This window comes from Escherichia sp. KTE114, assembly GCF_000407765.1.
In the GTDB taxonomy this organism is placed as follows: domain Bacteria; phylum Pseudomonadota; class Gammaproteobacteria; order Enterobacterales; family Enterobacteriaceae; genus Escherichia; species Escherichia ruysiae.
The window spans coordinates 4,221,173-4,237,719 of record NZ_KE136626.1 but is presented as its reverse complement, the minus strand read 5'-3'; the positions used below and the strand labels follow the sequence as shown (position 1 = coordinate 4,237,719).

General features: G+C 49.7%; 14 protein-coding genes and 1 tRNA gene. 10 read left to right on the top strand and 5 right to left on the bottom strand.

Features of this window, described 5'->3' with window-relative positions; translation table 11 throughout:
- Positions 1 to 31: 31 nt before the first annotated feature.
- Positions 32 to 1,270 carry an alanine transaminase gene (gene alaC / locus WC5_RS01195; protein ID WP_000785908.1) on the top strand — a complete coding sequence of 413 codons (1,239 nt, stop codon included), beginning with the start codon at positions 32 to 34 and terminating at the stop codon, positions 1,268 to 1,270.
- Between the two features lie 63 nt (positions 1,271 to 1,333).
- Here alaC and ypdK read toward each other — a convergent pair whose 3' ends face one another.
- Both ypdK and lpxP read right to left on the bottom strand, forming a co-directional pair.
- Positions 1,334 to 1,405 carry a membrane protein YpdK gene (gene ypdK, locus WC5_RS25045; protein ID WP_010723117.1) on the bottom strand — a complete coding sequence of 24 codons (72 nt, stop codon included), beginning with the start codon at positions 1,403 to 1,405 and terminating at the stop codon, positions 1,334 to 1,336.
- A gap of 354 nt (positions 1,406 to 1,759) precedes the next feature.
- Positions 1,760 to 2,680, bottom strand: coding sequence for a kdo(2)-lipid IV(A) palmitoleoyltransferase (gene lpxP / locus WC5_RS01200; protein WP_000484420.1), 921 nt, complete (start codon positions 2,678 to 2,680; stop codon positions 1,760 to 1,762).
- Positions 2,681 to 3,031: 351 nt separating this feature from the next.
- Here lpxP and WC5_RS01205 point away from each other — a divergent pair, with 351 nt between their 5' ends.
- Positions 3,032 to 3,274, top strand: coding sequence for a YfdY family protein (locus WC5_RS01205; protein ID WP_000639882.1), 243 nt, complete (start codon positions 3,032 to 3,034; stop codon positions 3,272 to 3,274).
- Positions 3,275 to 3,278: 4 nt separating this feature from the next.
- Here WC5_RS01205 and WC5_RS01210 read toward each other — a convergent pair.
- Positions 3,279 to 3,353 (bottom strand) — tRNA-Arg (locus tag WC5_RS01210).
- 75 nt (positions 3,354 to 3,428) lie between these two features.
- On the bottom strand, positions 3,429 to 4,361 hold the full coding sequence (locus WC5_RS01215) for a formate/nitrite transporter family protein (RefSeq protein WP_000368111.1): 933 nt from the start codon (positions 4,359 to 4,361) through the stop codon (positions 3,429 to 3,431).
- A gap of 314 nt (positions 4,362 to 4,675) precedes the next feature.
- Here WC5_RS01215 and mlaA point away from each other — a divergent pair, with 314 nt between their 5' ends.
- Positions 4,676 to 5,431, top strand: a complete 756-nt coding sequence (mlaA, locus tag WC5_RS01220; RefSeq protein WP_000776783.1) for a phospholipid-binding lipoprotein MlaA — start codon at positions 4,676 to 4,678, stop codon at positions 5,429 to 5,431.
- Between the two features lie 61 nt (positions 5,432 to 5,492).
- On the opposite strand, the gene fadL is transcribed toward mlaA, so the two are convergent.
- On the bottom strand, positions 5,493 to 6,833 hold the full coding sequence (fadL, locus tag WC5_RS01225) for a long-chain fatty acid transporter FadL (protein WP_010353402.1): 1,341 nt from the start codon (positions 6,831 to 6,833) through the stop codon (positions 5,493 to 5,495).
- Between the two features lie 371 nt (positions 6,834 to 7,204).
- Here fadL and WC5_RS01230 point away from each other — a divergent pair, with 371 nt between their 5' ends.
- The 7 genes from WC5_RS01230 (at position 7,205) to WC5_RS01260 (ending at position 16,536) form a co-directional block, all read left to right on the top strand.
- A complete protein-coding gene (locus tag WC5_RS01230) occupies positions 7,205 to 7,489 on the top strand; it encodes a YfcZ/YiiS family protein (protein ID WP_010353400.1) in 285 nt (94 codons plus the stop codon).
- Between the two features lie 180 nt (positions 7,490 to 7,669).
- The gene (gene fadI, locus WC5_RS01235) at positions 7,670 to 8,980 is read left to right on the top strand and encodes an acetyl-CoA C-acyltransferase FadI (RefSeq protein ID WP_016231839.1); all 1,311 of its coding nucleotides are present in this window, start codon (positions 7,670 to 7,672) and stop codon (positions 8,978 to 8,980) included.
- Complete coding sequence (gene fadJ, locus WC5_RS01240; RefSeq protein WP_000424978.1) at positions 8,980 to 11,124, top strand: fatty acid oxidation complex subunit alpha FadJ; 2,145 nt, start codon at positions 8,980 to 8,982, stop codon at positions 11,122 to 11,124. Before fadI ends, fadJ begins: the two co-directional genes overlap by 1 nt.
- Before the next feature lie 202 nt (positions 11,125 to 11,326).
- Positions 11,327 to 11,812, top strand: a complete 486-nt coding sequence (gene sixA, locus WC5_RS01245) for a phosphohistidine phosphatase SixA (RefSeq protein ID WP_001195811.1) — start codon at positions 11,327 to 11,329, stop codon at positions 11,810 to 11,812.
- A 671-nt stretch (positions 11,813 to 12,483) separates the two neighbouring features.
- The gene (locus WC5_RS01250) at positions 12,484 to 13,047 is read left to right on the top strand and encodes a fimbrial protein (RefSeq protein ID WP_000033321.1); all 564 of its coding nucleotides are present in this window, start codon (positions 12,484 to 12,486) and stop codon (positions 13,045 to 13,047) included.
- Between the two features lie 80 nt (positions 13,048 to 13,127).
- On the top strand, positions 13,128 to 15,764 hold the full coding sequence (locus WC5_RS01255) for a fimbrial biogenesis outer membrane usher protein (protein ID WP_016231838.1): 2,637 nt from the start codon (positions 13,128 to 13,130) through the stop codon (positions 15,762 to 15,764).
- Between the two features lie 19 nt (positions 15,765 to 15,783).
- Positions 15,784 to 16,536, top strand: coding sequence for a fimbria/pilus periplasmic chaperone (locus WC5_RS01260; RefSeq protein ID WP_000288638.1), 753 nt, complete (start codon positions 15,784 to 15,786; stop codon positions 16,534 to 16,536).
- Positions 16,537 to 16,547: the final 11 nt, after the last annotated feature.

The window sequence follows — 16,547 nt, the reverse complement described above, 5'->3', positions numbered from 1 at the left end:
GTCCGGGCGCTAACGTTAATCTGAGGAAATTATGGCTGACACTCGCCCTGAACGTCGCTTTACGCGTATTGATCGTCTCCCGCCCTACGTTTTTAACATTACCGCTGAACTGAAAATGGCTGCGCGCCGGCGTGGCGAAGATATTATCGATTTCAGTATGGGCAATCCGGACGGCGCAACCCCGCCGCATATCGTCGAAAAACTCTGTACCGTGGCGCAGCGCCCGGACACACATGGCTATTCCACTTCACGTGGCATTCCCCGGTTGCGTCGCGCCATTTCCCACTGGTATCAGGATCGCTACGACGTTGAGATAGATCCGGAATCAGAAGCCATCGTCACCATTGGCTCGAAAGAGGGGCTGGCGCACCTGATGCTGGCGACGCTGGATCACGGCGACACTGTGCTGGTGCCGAATCCAAGTTATCCGATTCATATCTACGGCGCGGTGATTGCCGGTGCGCAGGTACGTTCAGTGCCACTGGTGGAGGGTGTTGATTTCTTCAATGAACTGGAACGAGCAATTCGCGAAAGTTATCCGAAACCGAAGATGATGATCCTCGGCTTCCCGTCGAACCCAACCGCGCAATGTGTGGAACTGGAATTCTTCGAAAAGGTTGTTGCGCTGGCGAAACGCTACGATGTACTGGTGGTTCACGACCTGGCCTATGCCGATATCGTCTACGATGGCTGGAAAGCGCCGTCAATCATGCAGGTTCCGGGCGCACGTGACGTGGCGGTCGAGTTCTTTACCTTGTCGAAAAGTTACAACATGGCAGGCTGGCGTATTGGCTTTATGGTCGGTAACAAAACGCTGGTCAGTGCGCTGGCGCGTATCAAAAGCTACCACGATTACGGTACTTTTACGCCATTGCAGGTGGCTGCAATTGCCGCGCTGGAAGGCGATCAACAGTGCGTGCGCGATATTGCCGAACAGTATAAGCGCCGCCGCGATGTGCTGGTAAAAGGGCTGCATGAAGCGGGCTGGATGGTTGAAATGCCGAAGGCTTCGATGTATGTCTGGGCAAAAATCCCTGAACCGTATGCGGCAATAGGCTCGCTGGAGTTTGCCAAAAAGCTGCTTAACGAAGCGAAGGTCTGTGTCTCTCCGGGGATTGGCTTTGGCGACTACGGCGACACGCATGTACGCTTTGCGCTGATTGAAAACCGTGACCGTATTCGTCAGGCGATACGCGGGATTAAAGTGATGTTCCGCGCAGACGGTTTACTGCCCGCCAGCAGTAAACATATTCACGAAAACGCCGAATAAATGCATTCTCAGAAAAGCAAACAGGAGCCAGATGGCTCCTGTTTTTCGTTGCACAGTTTGCTTTTAGATCATCAGGGCAAAAGTACCGGCCCAAACGATGACCATAAAAGAAATGCCCATAAAGAAATATTTCACTTTACATCTCTCCGCGTAATTACAGTTACGCCTGAATGACTTCATTACATCTGATACAGTGAGCTGACACCGGGAAAACGACCTTAACAGGCCTCTGTTTTGCCGTGGGCATCACCCCAGAATTCTGAGCTGATTTGCTCGAGACGGCGCTAATGTACGCCTAAAACTAAATTGAAACAAGTGGCATTTTCTTATTTACTTTTAGTAACTTACGAGTGTCTCATATCGGCGACAGTTTAATTTCTGTCAGTAATAATTCATGATTCAGCGAAGGGGAAAGCCTTAAGAAAAAAGCCATAAAAACCATTGAGTTATTATGGCTAATTTGAGGAGGGAAGAAGAGCTGGTCGTTTGTTAAACGTATAACGACGCTTCACCCACCGGACGCGTTTTGAAGCGGCGGTGGATCCAGAGATACTGCTCCGGTGCGCGCATAATCTCTTTCTCAATAATCTTGTTCATATAAGCCGCAGCCTGACCTTCATCAGTCGGGTAGCCTTCCATTTCTGGGGTGATATACAAACGGTATCCGCTGTAATCGGCTTTTCGTACCATCGTCACAGTCAACATGGCGGAACCTGAGAGGCGTGACAATACGTAAGTGCCATTGGTTGTCGCAACATTTTCTACCGCAAAGAACGGAGCGAAGGAGCTTCCTTTACGACCATAATCCTGGTCGGGAGCGAACCATACGGCTTCACCTTTTTTCAAAGCACCAACAATACCGCGCAGATTATTTCTGCCGATCATCGCTTTATTCGAACGCATCCGACCACGGGTCTGCACCCATTCCATCAATTGATTATTATGCGGACGATAAGTTGCCATCATTGGCTGGCAAATCCCCATTACGCGGCCGCCCAGTTCCAGTGACATAAAATGTACGCCGACTACCATCACGCCGCGATTTTGCATTTGTGCGCGTTGCAGGTTATCCAGACCTTCAACATCAAACCATTTACGCACGCGACGATCGGGCCAGAACCACGCCATGCCGGTTTCTACCAGCGCCATGCCGAGTGAACGAAAGTTTTCGGCAATCATCTTCTCGCGTTCTTCAGATGAATGCTGTGGGAAGCAAAGTTCAAGGTTTTTGCGGGCGATGGATTCGCGACGTTTCAGAAATGGTCTGGCCATCGTGCCGATACGTGTGCCAAGAAAACACAGGACAGGATAAGGAAGCTGTACCCAAAGCCAGAGTACGCCCAGACCAAACCACGTGAGCCAGTAGCGAGGATGGAGAAACTCGCGGGAAAATTTGCGTTGTGGAAACATAGTTACCTTCTGTAGATACGAATTGTTGTATCGCAGAAGATTCCATGTCGACAGCGGTACACTCAATATATTAGGCCATCATGTACGACAATGGTTCCTGTAAAGAGTGTAAAGACTAGCCAGGACAAAACCACGAGGAGCATGAATGCGGTACTTCCATTTTATCATCAGCCGATTGTTTTCAGCTACTGATTATTAATCACTCAAGCAAATATTTTTCAGAACTGGATAGCTCTATTTTTAACATCTTGTTTTTATTAGAACCTGGCAAAAATTGCCAGCTATTAAGAATTGTCTTACTATTAAACTACCTGAAGTAACAGGTTTTTTAGCGCGGCAGGAGGTTGAGCTATGATTTATTTATGGATGTTTCTCGCTCTGTGTATTGTTTGTGTCAGCGGATATATTGGTCAGGTACTAAATGTAGTATCTGCTGTCTCTTCATTTTTCGGCATGGTGATCCTCGCCGCCCTCATTTATTACTTCACTATGTGGTTAACTGGCGGTAATGAGCTGGTAACGGGGATATTTATGTTTATTGCCCCAGCTTGTGGCTTGATGATCCGCTTTATGGTGGGGTATGGAAGGCGGTAATAAATGGTGTCCCCTGCAGGAATCGAACCTGCAATTAGCCCTTAGGAGGGGCTCGTTATATCCATTTAACTAAGAGGACAATGCGGCATGAGTATAACCGCTATTAAACAGCGGAGTAAGTACACTGCCGCTCGATTGCTTAAACCCTCGCCACTTATAGCGGATTTTTATCATTTTTCTTAATGATTTCCGCATGTTCTGCTTTCTGGCGTGCCTCTTCTTTACGCTTGTTACTCATATCGTTACGGATTTGCGCATGGCTCATTAATGCGAAGATGAAGGTGCCGCCGCAGATGTTTCCCGCCAGAGTAGGTAGCGCGAATGGCCAGATGAAATCGCTCCAGTGCAGCGTGCCGTTAAAGACCAGATAGAGGATCTCTACAGAACCGACGACGATGTGGGTAGTGTCGCCCAGTGCGATAAGCCACGTCATCAATATAATTACGACAATCTTTGCCGCTCCCGCAGCAGGGAACATCCATACCATTGTGGCTATAAGCCAGCCGGAGATGATCGCGTTGGCAAACATCTCGCTGGGGGTGTTCTTCATCACACCCATGCCGATTTTGACAAACGCATCGCGGGTTTCTTCATTAAAGATAGGCATATACTCAAACGCCCACGCCGCAATACCTGTTCCGAGAATATTACCCAGCAGCACGACGCCCCATAACCGCATCAGTAAGCCGATGTTGCCGATAGTCGGTTTTTGCATCACCGGCAGTACCGCAGTTACGGTATTCTCAGTAAATAATTGCTGGCGAGCCATAATGACGATAATAAAACCAAAGGTATAACCCAGATTCTCCAGCAAAAAGCTCCCCGGTACGCCTTCCAGTTCGACATGAAATATCCCTTTTGCCAGTAGAGATGCGCCCATCGACAGACCCGCAGCAATGGCTGACCACAGTAGCGCCATCGCGTCGCGCTCCAGCTCTTTTTCGCCGTCCTGGCGGATATGTTCGTGAATAGCCATCGCTCTGGAGGGGAGCCGGTCTTCATCTATTTCTATTTTTTTCCCGCGTTCTTTTTCTTCGCTCTCTACTTCAAGTTCGTCGCTGTGTTTATCTATTTTGTCATTGTCCATGATGCCGTCTCTTGAATTAGCACGTATAGCTAAAGCGTAGCGGCTTTTTTGCTCGCAACTGGCGGGAGTTACTCTGAAAATGTATAAAAGGCTGCGTTTGCCTTTTTCTGTTTCTACAGAATCAAGTAGCCTACAGGGCGGCGATTACCAGGCTATGATCAAGTCAGCATTCCAGGGCGTCTGGACATCAGTTGACGTGCTGTTACAATCGCCCACACCTAAACAGGCGGATACGGTATCGTTCCGTCATGGATGGCAAACTGCATAAGCCATAAAAAAGCCATAAAAAAGCCATAAAAAACAGGGAGACATTTATGAAGCTTCGCCTGTCGGCGCTTGCTCTGGGAACTACGCTTCTGGTGGGGTGTGCGAGTTCCGGTACAGATCAGCAAGGGCGTTCTGACCCGTTAGAAGGGTTCAACCGCACCATGTACAATTTTAACTTCAATGTGTTAGACCCGTATGTGGTTCGACCGGTAGCTGTCGTCTGGCGTGATTATGTTCCGCAACCGGCGCGTAACGGTTTGAGCAACTTTACCGGCAACCTTGAAGAACCTGCGGTGATGGTTAACTACTTCTTGCAGGGCGACCCTTATCAGGGGATGGTCCACTTTACCCGCTTTTTCCTGAACACCATTTTGGGTATGGGCGGCTTTATTGATGTTGCGGGGATGGCGAATCCGAAACTGCAACGCACTGAACCTCACCGTTTTGGTAGCACGCTCGGTCACTATGGCGTGGGCTATGGGCCGTACGTTCAGTTACCGTTCTACGGTAGCTTTACGCTGCGTGATGACGGCGGTGATATGGCAGATAGTCTTTACCCGGTACTTTCCTGGCTGACCTGGCCGATGTCGGTGGGTAAATGGACGCTTGAAGGGATCGAAACTCGTGCGCAGTTGCTGGATTCTGACGGCTTGCTTCGCCAGTCCTCCGATCCTTATATCATGGTGCGCGAGGCTTACTTCCAGCGTCATGATTTCATCGCCAATGGCGGTGAACTCAAACCACAAGAAAACCCGAATGCGCAAGCGATTCAGGATGATTTAAAAGATATCGATTCTGAATAAGCCGCAAATAAAAAAGGTGAGTCGTAAAACTCACCTTTTTTCTTACTAAGCTAACGTGTTATTAGAACGCGTAATTAAAGTTAGTCCCGAACAGCCAGGCTTTACCTTCAGACTCGAAGGAATAAGCTGCCGCGCCTTCACCTTCGGTGAATTTCACTTTCTGACCATGCATATAAGATGCGCCAACGTCAATGGATGCATCTTCATTAAATGCGTAGGTTAACCCAGCACTTAACCACAAGCGATCCTGGTCAGGAATGGAAATAGAACGTTTATCTGCCGGAACCGGGCTGTCGTCATAGGCGATACCGGTACGGAAGGTCCAGTTTTTATCGTAATAGTAGGTTGCACCCAACGCGATACGATATGCGTCACGGAATCCTTCATCTTTATAGAACAGCGTCTGACCACTATCGCCTTTCGCTTTCAGCTCCTGAAACTGGCTCCAGCTGGTATAGGCCATGCTGTAGTGAATTGCCCACTGCGGCGCAACACGGTTATAACCAGAAATCTCCCACATCTCAGGCAGGTTGAGCGTCAAGGATCCATTTTGTGTTGCACCCATCGTGCCATACGGCAAGCCCATGTTACCCAAAATGTTGTTCAGATTTGGGTTAATGGAGCTTTTGTAATCCCCTTCGAAGTCGATTTTAACTTCTGAACGATATGTCAGGCCCCAACGGTTATCTTTATCCAGTTCATAAAGAATACCCGCGTTCCAGCCAAAGCCCCACTCGTCACCTTTCAGATGAGCAATTTGAGAGTCCGGAGTATTAATACCATTGGTCAATGAAGCGGGTACACCCTGGGCAATCAACTGTTGAGACAACAAAGGCCCCAGCGAACCGGCGTAACGCTCAATTTTTGCCTTGGCGTAAACAGCATCAAAACCAAGACCAAAACTCCAGCTATTGTTAAGGCGATAAGCCCCGCTAAGGTTAAGGTTGATTGTCTGCAGATCGGTTTTACCGCCATAGATACCAGCAGCGTAGTTGTCGGTAAATTCCGTAGCCAGGCCGTAGTTGGACGTTATTGACGCCCCCCAACCAAACTGATCGTTAATAGGCGCGACAAAGTGCAGGTTAGGTACCCACGCTGTCGGTGCGATATTTTTAGCATTTGCACTCTGACCGGTTAAATTAGAATGTCCGGTAATATCTACATCCGGATCAATATAAACCGCACCCGCAGAAAAAGTCGGGCGGTCAAACATGGTAATCAACGCGGGGTTACGGCTGACGTTACCGACATCATCGGCAATTGCGCCTTCCCCTGAATAAGCCCGGCCCAGGCCAGAGGAAGAAAATTCGTTTAACTGAAAGCCTGCCGACCAGGCCTGGGTGGAGATAAGTGCCACTGCGACTGCGAGAGCAGACTTTGTAAACAGGGTTTTCTGGCTCATGACCATAACCTCAATAATTTATTTTTATACAAACTATGTTACGTGCTGTAACAGGAGCGCGAAGTGTAGGTGCTGATGTACATCTTAGAAATCAGACCAGTGGCGAGAGTATAGGTCTGACCAGATGGAATGTTGCAAGTATGTTTCTATCTTTTTTCAAATATGATCTAAGAAACGCGATCCAGCTGGCAAAATTTGGAGGTGGCGCACTCATCCATCCGGGTGAATTTTGTTTTAGATCATTTTTAAGTGTGATTTCGGTCACTTATCCGATTTTGCAGAATTAACAACTGGAGCAGCACTTTCCGGAAGCGTAAAATATCCGCAACGTTTATCTGGCACCTTGGGTGCACATACAGAGGAAATCAACGATGAGTAAATGTAGTGCTGATGAAACCCCGGTTTGCTGCTGTATGGATGTTGGCACCATTATGGACAACTCCGATTGCACCGCGTCTTATAGCCGCGTGTTTGCAAACCGCGCAGAAGCAGAACAAATGCTGGCGGCGCTGACTGAAAAAGCCCGTGGCGTGGAATCCGAACCTTGCAAAATCACCCCGACTTTCACAGAAGAGTCTGACGGTGTTCGCCTGGATATCGATTTCACTTTTGCCTGCGAAGCTGAAATGCTGATCTTCCAGCTGGGTCTGCGTTAATTCCTCTCAGGTACGCACGCCCCTGCCAGTTGCTGGCAGGGGCGTTTTGTTTTCTCTTCTTCTTTTCTCTCTGTGTCATAGCTCCCACTTTCCCTTTTCTCCACTTGGCTAAATGTAAAAAAATGGTTAAGACTACGATCAGGTCAGACCACTTTATATATTTTTTTACAGGGGAGTGTTATGGGTCAGGTTTTACCGCTGGTTACCCGTCAGGGCGATCGTATCGCCATCGTTAGCGGATTACGCACGCCTTTTGCTCGCCAGGCGACGGCTTTTCATGGCATTCCCGCTGTTGATTTGGGGAAGATGGTCGTCGGAGAACTGCTTGCTCGTAGCGAGATCCCCGCCGAAGTGATTGAACAACTGGTATTTGGTCAGGTTGTGCAAATGCCGGAAGCCCCCAACATTGCGCGTGAAATTGTTCTTGGCACCGGAATGAACGTCCATACCGATGCTTACAGCGTCAGTCGTGCCTGTGCCACCAGTTTCCAGGCTGTGGCAAACGTTGCCGAAAGCCTGATGGCGGGAACTATTCGCGCGGGGATTGCCGGTGGGGCAGATTCCTCATCGGTATTGCCGATTGGCGTTAGTAAAAAGCTGGCGCGCGTGCTGGTGGATGTCAACAAAGCACGCACAATGAGCCAACGGCTGAAACTCTTCTCCCGCCTGCGTTTGCGTGACTTAATGCCTGTACCGCCTGCGGTAGCAGAATATTCCACAGGCTTGCGGATGGGTGACACCGCCGAACAAATGGCGAAAACCTACGGTATTACTCGCGAACAGCAAGATGCGCTGGCGCATCGTTCGCATCAGCGAGCCGCTCAGGCGTGGTCGGAAGGTAAACTCAAAGAAGAAGTGATGACCGCCTTTATCCCTCCTTATAAACAACCGTTCGCGGAAGATAATAATATTCGCGGTAATTCCACGCTTGCCGATTACGCAAAGCTGCGTCCGGCGTTTGATCGCAAACACGGAACGGTAACGGCGGCAAACAGTACGCCGCTGACCGATGGTGCTGCGGCGGTGATCCTGATGACCGAATCGCGGGCGAAAGAATTAGGGCTGGTGCCGCTGGGATATCTGCGCAGTTATGCATTTACCGCGATAGATGTCTGGCAGGACATGCTGCTCGGCCCGGCCTGGTCAACACCGCTGGCGCTGGAACGTGCCGGTTTGACGATGAGCGATCTGACATTGATTGATATGCACGAAGCCTTTGCAGCCCAGACGCTGGCGAATATTCAGTTACTGGGTAGCGAACGTTTTGCCCGCGATGTGCTGGGGCGCGCACATGCCACTGGTGAAGTGGACGACAGCAAATTTAACGTGCTTGGCGGCTCGATAGCTTACGGGCATCCCTTTGCGGCGACTGGCGCGCGGATGATAACTCAGACATTGCATGAACTTCGCCGACGCGGCGGTGGATTTGGTTTAGTGACCGCCTGTGCTGCCGGTGGGCTTGGCGCAGCAATGGTTCTGGAGGCGGAATAATGGAAATGGCATCAGCATTTACCCTCAATATGCGTCTGGACAACATTGCCATCATCACCATCGACGTTCCCGGTGAGAAAATGAATACCCTGAAGGCGGAGTTTGCCTCACAGGTGCGCGTCATTATTAAGCAACTCCGCGAAAATAAAGATCTGCGCGGCGTGGTGTTTATCTCCGCGAAACCGGACAACTTTATTGCCGGCGCGGATATCAACATGATCGGCAACTGCAAAACGGCGCAAGAAGCGGAAGCACTGGCGCGGCAGGGGCAACAGTTGATGGCGGAAATTCACGCCTTGCCAGTTCCGGTTATTGCCGCTATTCACGGCGCTTGCCTGGGCGGCGGGCTGGAGCTGGCATTAGCGTGCCACGGTCGTGTTTGTACTGACGATCCTAAAACTGTACTCGGTTTGCCTGAAGTTCAGCTTGGGTTGTTACCCGGTTCAGGTGGAACCCAGCGTTTACCGCGCCTGATAGGCGTCAGCACAGCATTAGAGATGATCCTCACCGGCAAGCAGCTTCGGGCAAAACAGGCGTTAAAGCTGGGGCTGGTGGATGATGTCGTTCCGCATTCCATTTTACTGGAAGCCGCTGTGGAGCTGGCGAAGCAGGATCGTCCGGTTTCGCGGACACTCCCGGTTCGCGAACGTGTGATGGCGGGGCCATTAGGTCGTGCGCTGTTATTCAAAATGGTAAGCAAAAAAACAGAACAGAAAACCCAGGGTAACTATCCGGCGACGGAACGTATTCTTGAGGTTGTCGAGACAGGGTTAGCGCAGGGCACCAGCAGCGGCTATGACGCTGAAGCAAGAGCCTTTGGTGAACTGGCGATGACGTCGCAATCAAAGGCATTGCGCAATATCTTTTTTGCCAGTACTGATGTGAAGAAAGATCCTGGCAGCAATGTTGCACCCGCTCCCTTAAACAGCGTGGGGATTTTAGGCGGCGGCTTGATGGGCGGCGGTATTGCTTACGTCACTGCCTGTAAAGCGGGTCTGCCGGTACGAATTAAAGATATCAACGCTCAGGGGATTAATCATGCGCTGAAATACAGTTGGGATCAGCTGGAGAGCAAAGTGCGCCGCCGTCATCTCAAAGCCAGTGAACGCGACAAACAGCTGGCGCTGATTTCGGGGGCGACGGATTATCGCGGCTTTGCCCATCGCGATCTGATTATTGAAGCAGTATTTGAAAATCTCGAATTAAAACAACAGATGGTGGCAGAAGTTGAGCAAAACTGCGCCGCTCATACCATTTTTGCTTCGAATACCTCATCTTTACCAATTGGCGATATCGCCGCTCACGCCACGCGACCAGAGCAAGTTATCGGCCTGCATTTCTTCAGTCCGGTGGAAAAAATGCCGCTGGTGGAGATCATTCCTCATGCGGGGACATCGGCGCAAACCATCGCCACTACGGTAAAACTGGCGAAAAAACAGGGTAAAACGCCAATTGTCGTGCGTGATAAAGCCGGGTTTTACGTCAATCGCATCTTAGCGCCTTACATTAATGAAGCTATCCGCATGTTGACCGAAGGTGAGCGGGTAGAGCACATTGATGCCGCGCTGGTGAAATTTGGTTTTCCGGTAGGTCCAATCCAACTTTTGGATGAGGTAGGAATCGACACCGGGACTAAAATTATTCCTGTACTGGAAGCAGCTTATGGAGAACGTTTTAGCGCGCCTGCAAATGTTGTTTCTTCAATTTTGAACGACGATCGCAAAGGCAGAAAAAATGGCAGGGGTTTCTATCTTTATGGTCAGAAAGGGCGTAAAAGCAAAAAACAGGTCGATCCCGCTATTTACCCGCTGATTGGCGCGCAAGGGCAGGGGCGGCTTTCCGCACCGCAGGTTGCTGAACGGTGTGTGATGTTGATGCTGAATGAAGCAGTACGTTGTCTGGATGAGCAGGTTATCCGTAGCGTGCGTGACGGGGACATTGGCGCGGTATTTGGCATTGGTTTTCCACCGTTTCTTGGTGGACCGTTCCGCTATATCGATTCTCTCGGCGCGGGCGAAGTGGTTGCAATAATGCAACGACTGGCCACGCAGTATGGTTCCCGTTTTACCCCTTGCGAGCGTTTGGTCGAGATGGGCGCGCGTGGGGAAAGTTTTTGGAAAACAACTGCAACTGACCTGCAATAAGAAGGTCAAAGCTATATGAATCCGCGCTGAATGGCGGAGTGTTGTTCAAAATGTAAACGCATATTGACTATACTTACGCCATTGAGGTAAAAAACAGCGTTTCATTCGGTGAATGGATAAGGCACAATGCCGGCCACCGTCCTCTTTATCTGGTTTCAGATGAAAGAAGACGGGCGAATCTGGTTAACAAAAGCGGTGCAATATGCAAGTTTTTATCATGCGTCACGGCGACGCAGCCCTCGATGCCGCCAGTGATTCGGTTCGTCCTCTGACTACTAACGGTTGTGACGAATCTCGCCTGATGGCGAACTGGCTGAAAGGTCAAAAAGTGGAAATCGAACGCGTTCTGGTGAGCCCGTTCCTGCGAGCCGAGCAAACACTGGACGAAGTAGGGGATTGTCTGAACCTGCCTTCCAGTGCAGAAGTTCTGCCGGAGTTAACGCCCTGCGGCGATGTTGGCTTGGTCAGTGCCTATCTGCAGGCGTTGACCAATGAAGGTGTTGCTTCGGTACTGGTGATCTCCCATTTACCATTAGTCGGGTATCTGGTCGCCGAGTTATGTCCGGGCGAAACGCCGCCTATGTTTACCACCTCGGCCATTGCCAGCGTAACGCTTGATGAAAGCGGAAAAGGTCAATTCAACTGGCAGATGAGCCCGTGTAATCTGAAGATGGCAAAAGCAATTTGATATGAACGTGTAAGGCCCGCTGGCGTAAGCTGTCGGGCCTTAGTTTTGCTTACTGTATTGAAATCATTGCTATTTAAATGCGTTTAATCGTCCTGGTGTGAAAAAATAAATGTTTCCATTTATAGTAATGGTGCTTATTTATTTTCACAAAGTTACATATGGAAGTAATTGTTGCTTTTTTGCATGGGTTATTATTTTTCGAAAAGAGGTGTTAAAAAATAAAAGATAACATTGCTGAGTAGATATTTTTGGGTCTTGATATAATATTAATTCAGAAAGATTAATATTATATCTTCGAGAAGCTAAAGTCACAATTGCCATATTTATTTTTAGCTGTTTTATGATCCAGAATCATTCATGGTATAAAGTGTTTGTACCGTTTTGATGAAATGTTCTGCTGCTTTTTGAGATAACCCTCAAGCTATTATTTGTGCTATTGATTATTTAAAAATTTCTACACTGTGTTGTTAGTAAATTTAAATTGAATCAGTCTCATTAAAATATCAACATTGCCGCCACGCCAAAGAATATCATCTCGTGCAACCCGTATTTTATGGATCAGAAATCCTATTCAATGGTTGGTTAAAAGCTGCTGAAGAAAGATTGAGGGATTTTATCGTCAATATTTCAGTTAGCTTATATTCTAATTATTTATGGTTTAAGGACAAATAATGAGTAAGTTTGTAAAAACAGCTATTGCAGCAGCAATGGTAATGGGTGCGTTCACTTCAACATCTTCTTTCGCAGAAGGTAACAACGGTACTGCCCGTTTTTACGGCACCATTGAAGATTCAGTTTGCTCAATCGTACCAGACGATCACAAACTGGAAGTGGATATGGGTAATATCGGTGCAGATAAACTGAAAAACAACGGCACTACCACGCCGAAAGATTTCCAGATTCGTTTGCAGGACTGTGTGTTTGATACCCAAACTACCATGACCACTACCTTCACCGGTACTGTGTCTACGGCGAATAGCGGCAACTATTACACCATTTTTAATACTGATACCGGTGCGGCGTTTAACAACGTGAGCCTGGCGATTGGTGATCAACAAGGAACCTCTTACAAAAGTGGCGCTGGCATTAATCAGCAGATCGTAAAAGATACTGCAACCTCCAAAGGCAAACCGAAACAAACTTTAAACTTTAAAGCCTGGCTGGTAGGTGCGACTGACGCGCCGGACCTGGGTGGTTTTGAAGCTAATACCACCTTCCAGATTACTTATCTCTAAGGTATGTCCCCTCATAGCAGCAATGCTATGAGGGGTTTTTAGCGTTTCGATAGTTTAAATAACCACGGATGGATACGTGTATGCCTGACCATTCCCTTTTCCGCTTACGGGCGCTTCCCTGGTGTGTTGCTATGGCAATATCTGGATGCCATATCAATGCCTGGGCCGACGAAGATATTCAGTTTGATTCCCGTTTTCTGGAATTAAAAGGCGACACGAAAATTGATCTGAAGCGTTTTTCCAGTCAGGGTTATGTTGAACCAGGTAAATATAATTTACAGGTTCAGGTAAATAAACAGCCGTTACCCGATGAATATGATATTTACTGGTATGCGTCAGAAAACGATAAAAATAAAACTTATGCCTGCCTGTCGCCGGAGCTGGTGGCGCAGCTTGGTTTTAAAGAAGACATTGCACAAAAATTGCAATGGGATAACGACGGTAAATGTCTCAAGCCAGGCCAACTTGACGGTCTGGAAATACGTGCTGATTTAAGCCAGTCCGCGCTGCTCATCACCTTACCGCAGGCTTATCTTGAATACAGCGATGTAGACTGGGATCCACCTTCGCGCTGGGATGATGGCATCCCCGGTTTCATTGCCGATTACAGCATCAACGCCCAAACCCGACACGAAGAAAATGGCGGTGATGACAGCAACGACATCAGTGGCAATGGTACGGTTGGCGTTAACCTTGGGCCGTGGCGTCTGCGCGCCGACTGGCAGAGCGATTATCAGCACACCCGCAGCAACGATGAAGAGACGGATAACAGCACCGAGAGAAATTGGGACTGGAGCCGTTACTACGCCTGGCGTGCGTTACCGAGCCTGAAAGCCAAACTGGCACTTGGCGAAGACTACCTCGACTCCGATATTTTTGACGGTTTTAACTACATCGGCGGTAGCCTCAGTACCGACGATCAAATGTTGCCGCCGAACCTGCGCGGCTATGCTCCAGATATTTCCGGCGTGGCCCATACGGCGGCGAAAGTCACCGTCAGTCAGGCCGGGCGCATAATTTATGAAACCCAGGTGCCTGCCGGGCCATTCCGTATTCAGGATCTCGGTGAATTTAACTCTGGTACGCTGCATGTGCGCATTGAAGAGCTGAACGGCCAGGTGCAGGAGTATGACATTAGCACCGCTTCCATGCCGTTCCTGACGCGCCCGGGTCAGGTGCGCTACAAAGTGATGATGGGGCGCCCGCAGGAGTGGGGCCACCATGTACAGGGCGGATTCTTCTCCGGTGGCGAAGCGTCCTGGGGGATAGCCAACGGCTGGTCGCTGTACGGCGGGGCGCTGGGCGATGAAAACTACCAGTCTGCCGCGCTTGGCATCGGGCGCGATCTCTCCATTTTCGGCGCGATGGCGTTTGATATTACCCACTCGCATACCCGACTCGACGATTCAACCGCTTACGGCAAGGGTACGCTCGACGGTAACTCTTTCCGCGTCAGCTACTCCAAAGACTTTGATGAACTAAACAGCCGCGTCACCTTCGCCGGATACCGCTTCTCTGAAGAGAACTATATGACCATGAGCGAGTATCTGGACGCGAATGACAGCGAAATGGTTCGCGCCGGCAACGATAAAGAGATGTACACCGCCACCTATAACCAGAACTTCAGGGATGCCGGCGTTTCTGTTTATCTGAACTATACGCGCCATACCTACTGGGATCGCGAGGAGCAGACCAACTACAACGTCATGCTTTCCCATTATTTCAATATGGGCGGCATTCGCAACATGAGTATCTCCCTGACAGGTTATCGCTACGAGTATGACAACAGCGCCGACAAAGGCGTCTATATCTCCTTAAGTATGCCGTGGGGTGATAACAGCACCGTGAGTTACAACGGCAACTACGGCAGCGGTTCAGACAGCAGTCAGGTGGGATACTTCAACCGTATTGATGACGCCAGCCACTATCAGATAAACGTTGGCAGCAGTGAAAATCACTCCAGCGTCGATGGTTATTACAGCCATGACGGCTCTATGGAACACGTGGATCTGAGTGCTAACTACCATGAAGGGCAATACACTTCTGCCGGGCTGTCGCTGCAAGGTGGAGCCACGTTAACGGCGCACGGTGGCGCGTTGCATCGTACTCAAAACATGGGCGGTACGCGCCTGCTTATCGACGCTGACGGCGTGGCTGACGTACCGGTCGAAGGTAACGGTTCAGCAGTTTACACCAACATGTTCGGTAAAGCCGTCGTTGCGGACGTCAATAACTACTACCGTAACCAGGCCACGATTGACCTGACTAAACTGCCAGAGAACGCCGAAGCCACGCAGTCAGTGGTGCAGGCGACGCTGACCGAAGGAGCCATTGGCTACCGTAAATTTGCGGTCATTAGTGGACAAAAGGCGATGGCTGTCCTGCGCATGAGTGATGGCAGTTATCCACCATTTGGTGCAGAAGTGAAAAACGAACACGACCAACAGGTCGGCCTGGTCGATGACGACGGCAACGTCTATCTGGCTGGGGTAAAAGCTGGCGAACGTATGAGTGTCTCATGGAATGGGGCTTCCCACTGTGAGATCTCCCTGCCAGATCCATTGCCTGCTGACTTGTTCAATGGCCTGTTACTGCCGTGTAAGCAAAAAGGCGCGGTGGTGCCTGCCACGCCGGTGGAAATCAAACCGGTGATTCAGGAACAGACGCAACAGGTCACGCCGGGTACACCGCCAGTCGCTATCTCCGCTAACCAATAACGTGATTAAGGAATGATCCATGTATACACAGACTAATACTGCAAAAATGGTTGCCCCGGCGCTGGCGCTGCTGGTGACCGCCGCCAGTTTTACAACCCACGCATCGGTAACGCCCGACCGCACCCGCTTGATCTTCAAAGAAAGTGACAAATCCATCAGCGTCACGTTACGCAATAACGATCCTAAGCTGCCATACCTGGCGCAAAGCTGGATAGAAGACGAAAAGGGCAACAAAATCAGCTCTCCATTGACGGTACTGCCGCCAGTACAGCGCATTGATGCGATGATGAATGGTCAGGTAAAAGTCCAGGGAATGCCGGATATCAGCAAGTTACCCGCCGATCGTGAGAGCATGTTCTACTTTAACGTGCGTGAAATTCCGCCAAAATCGAACAAACCTAACACCCTGCAAATTGCGCTGCAAACGCGTATCAAATTGTTCTGGCGACCCAAGGCGCTGGCAGAAATCAACATGAGAGATCCGTGGCAGCACAAGGTGACCTTAACCCGCAATGGTCAGACCTTCACCGTTAATAACCCAACGCCGTATTACGTGATCCTCAGCAACGCCAGTACGCAGAAAAATGGTAATCCGGCAGCCGGGTTTACGCCGCTGGTGATGCCGCCTAAAACATCTGCGCCGTTGAATGTGAAGATGGACAGTGTGCCGGTGCTGACTTACGTCAACGACTACGGCGCGCGACTTTCGCTGATCTTTAAATGCAACGGCAATAGTTGCCAGGTGGATGCAGAGCAGAGCCGTAAAGGTTAATGCCGGGAGAG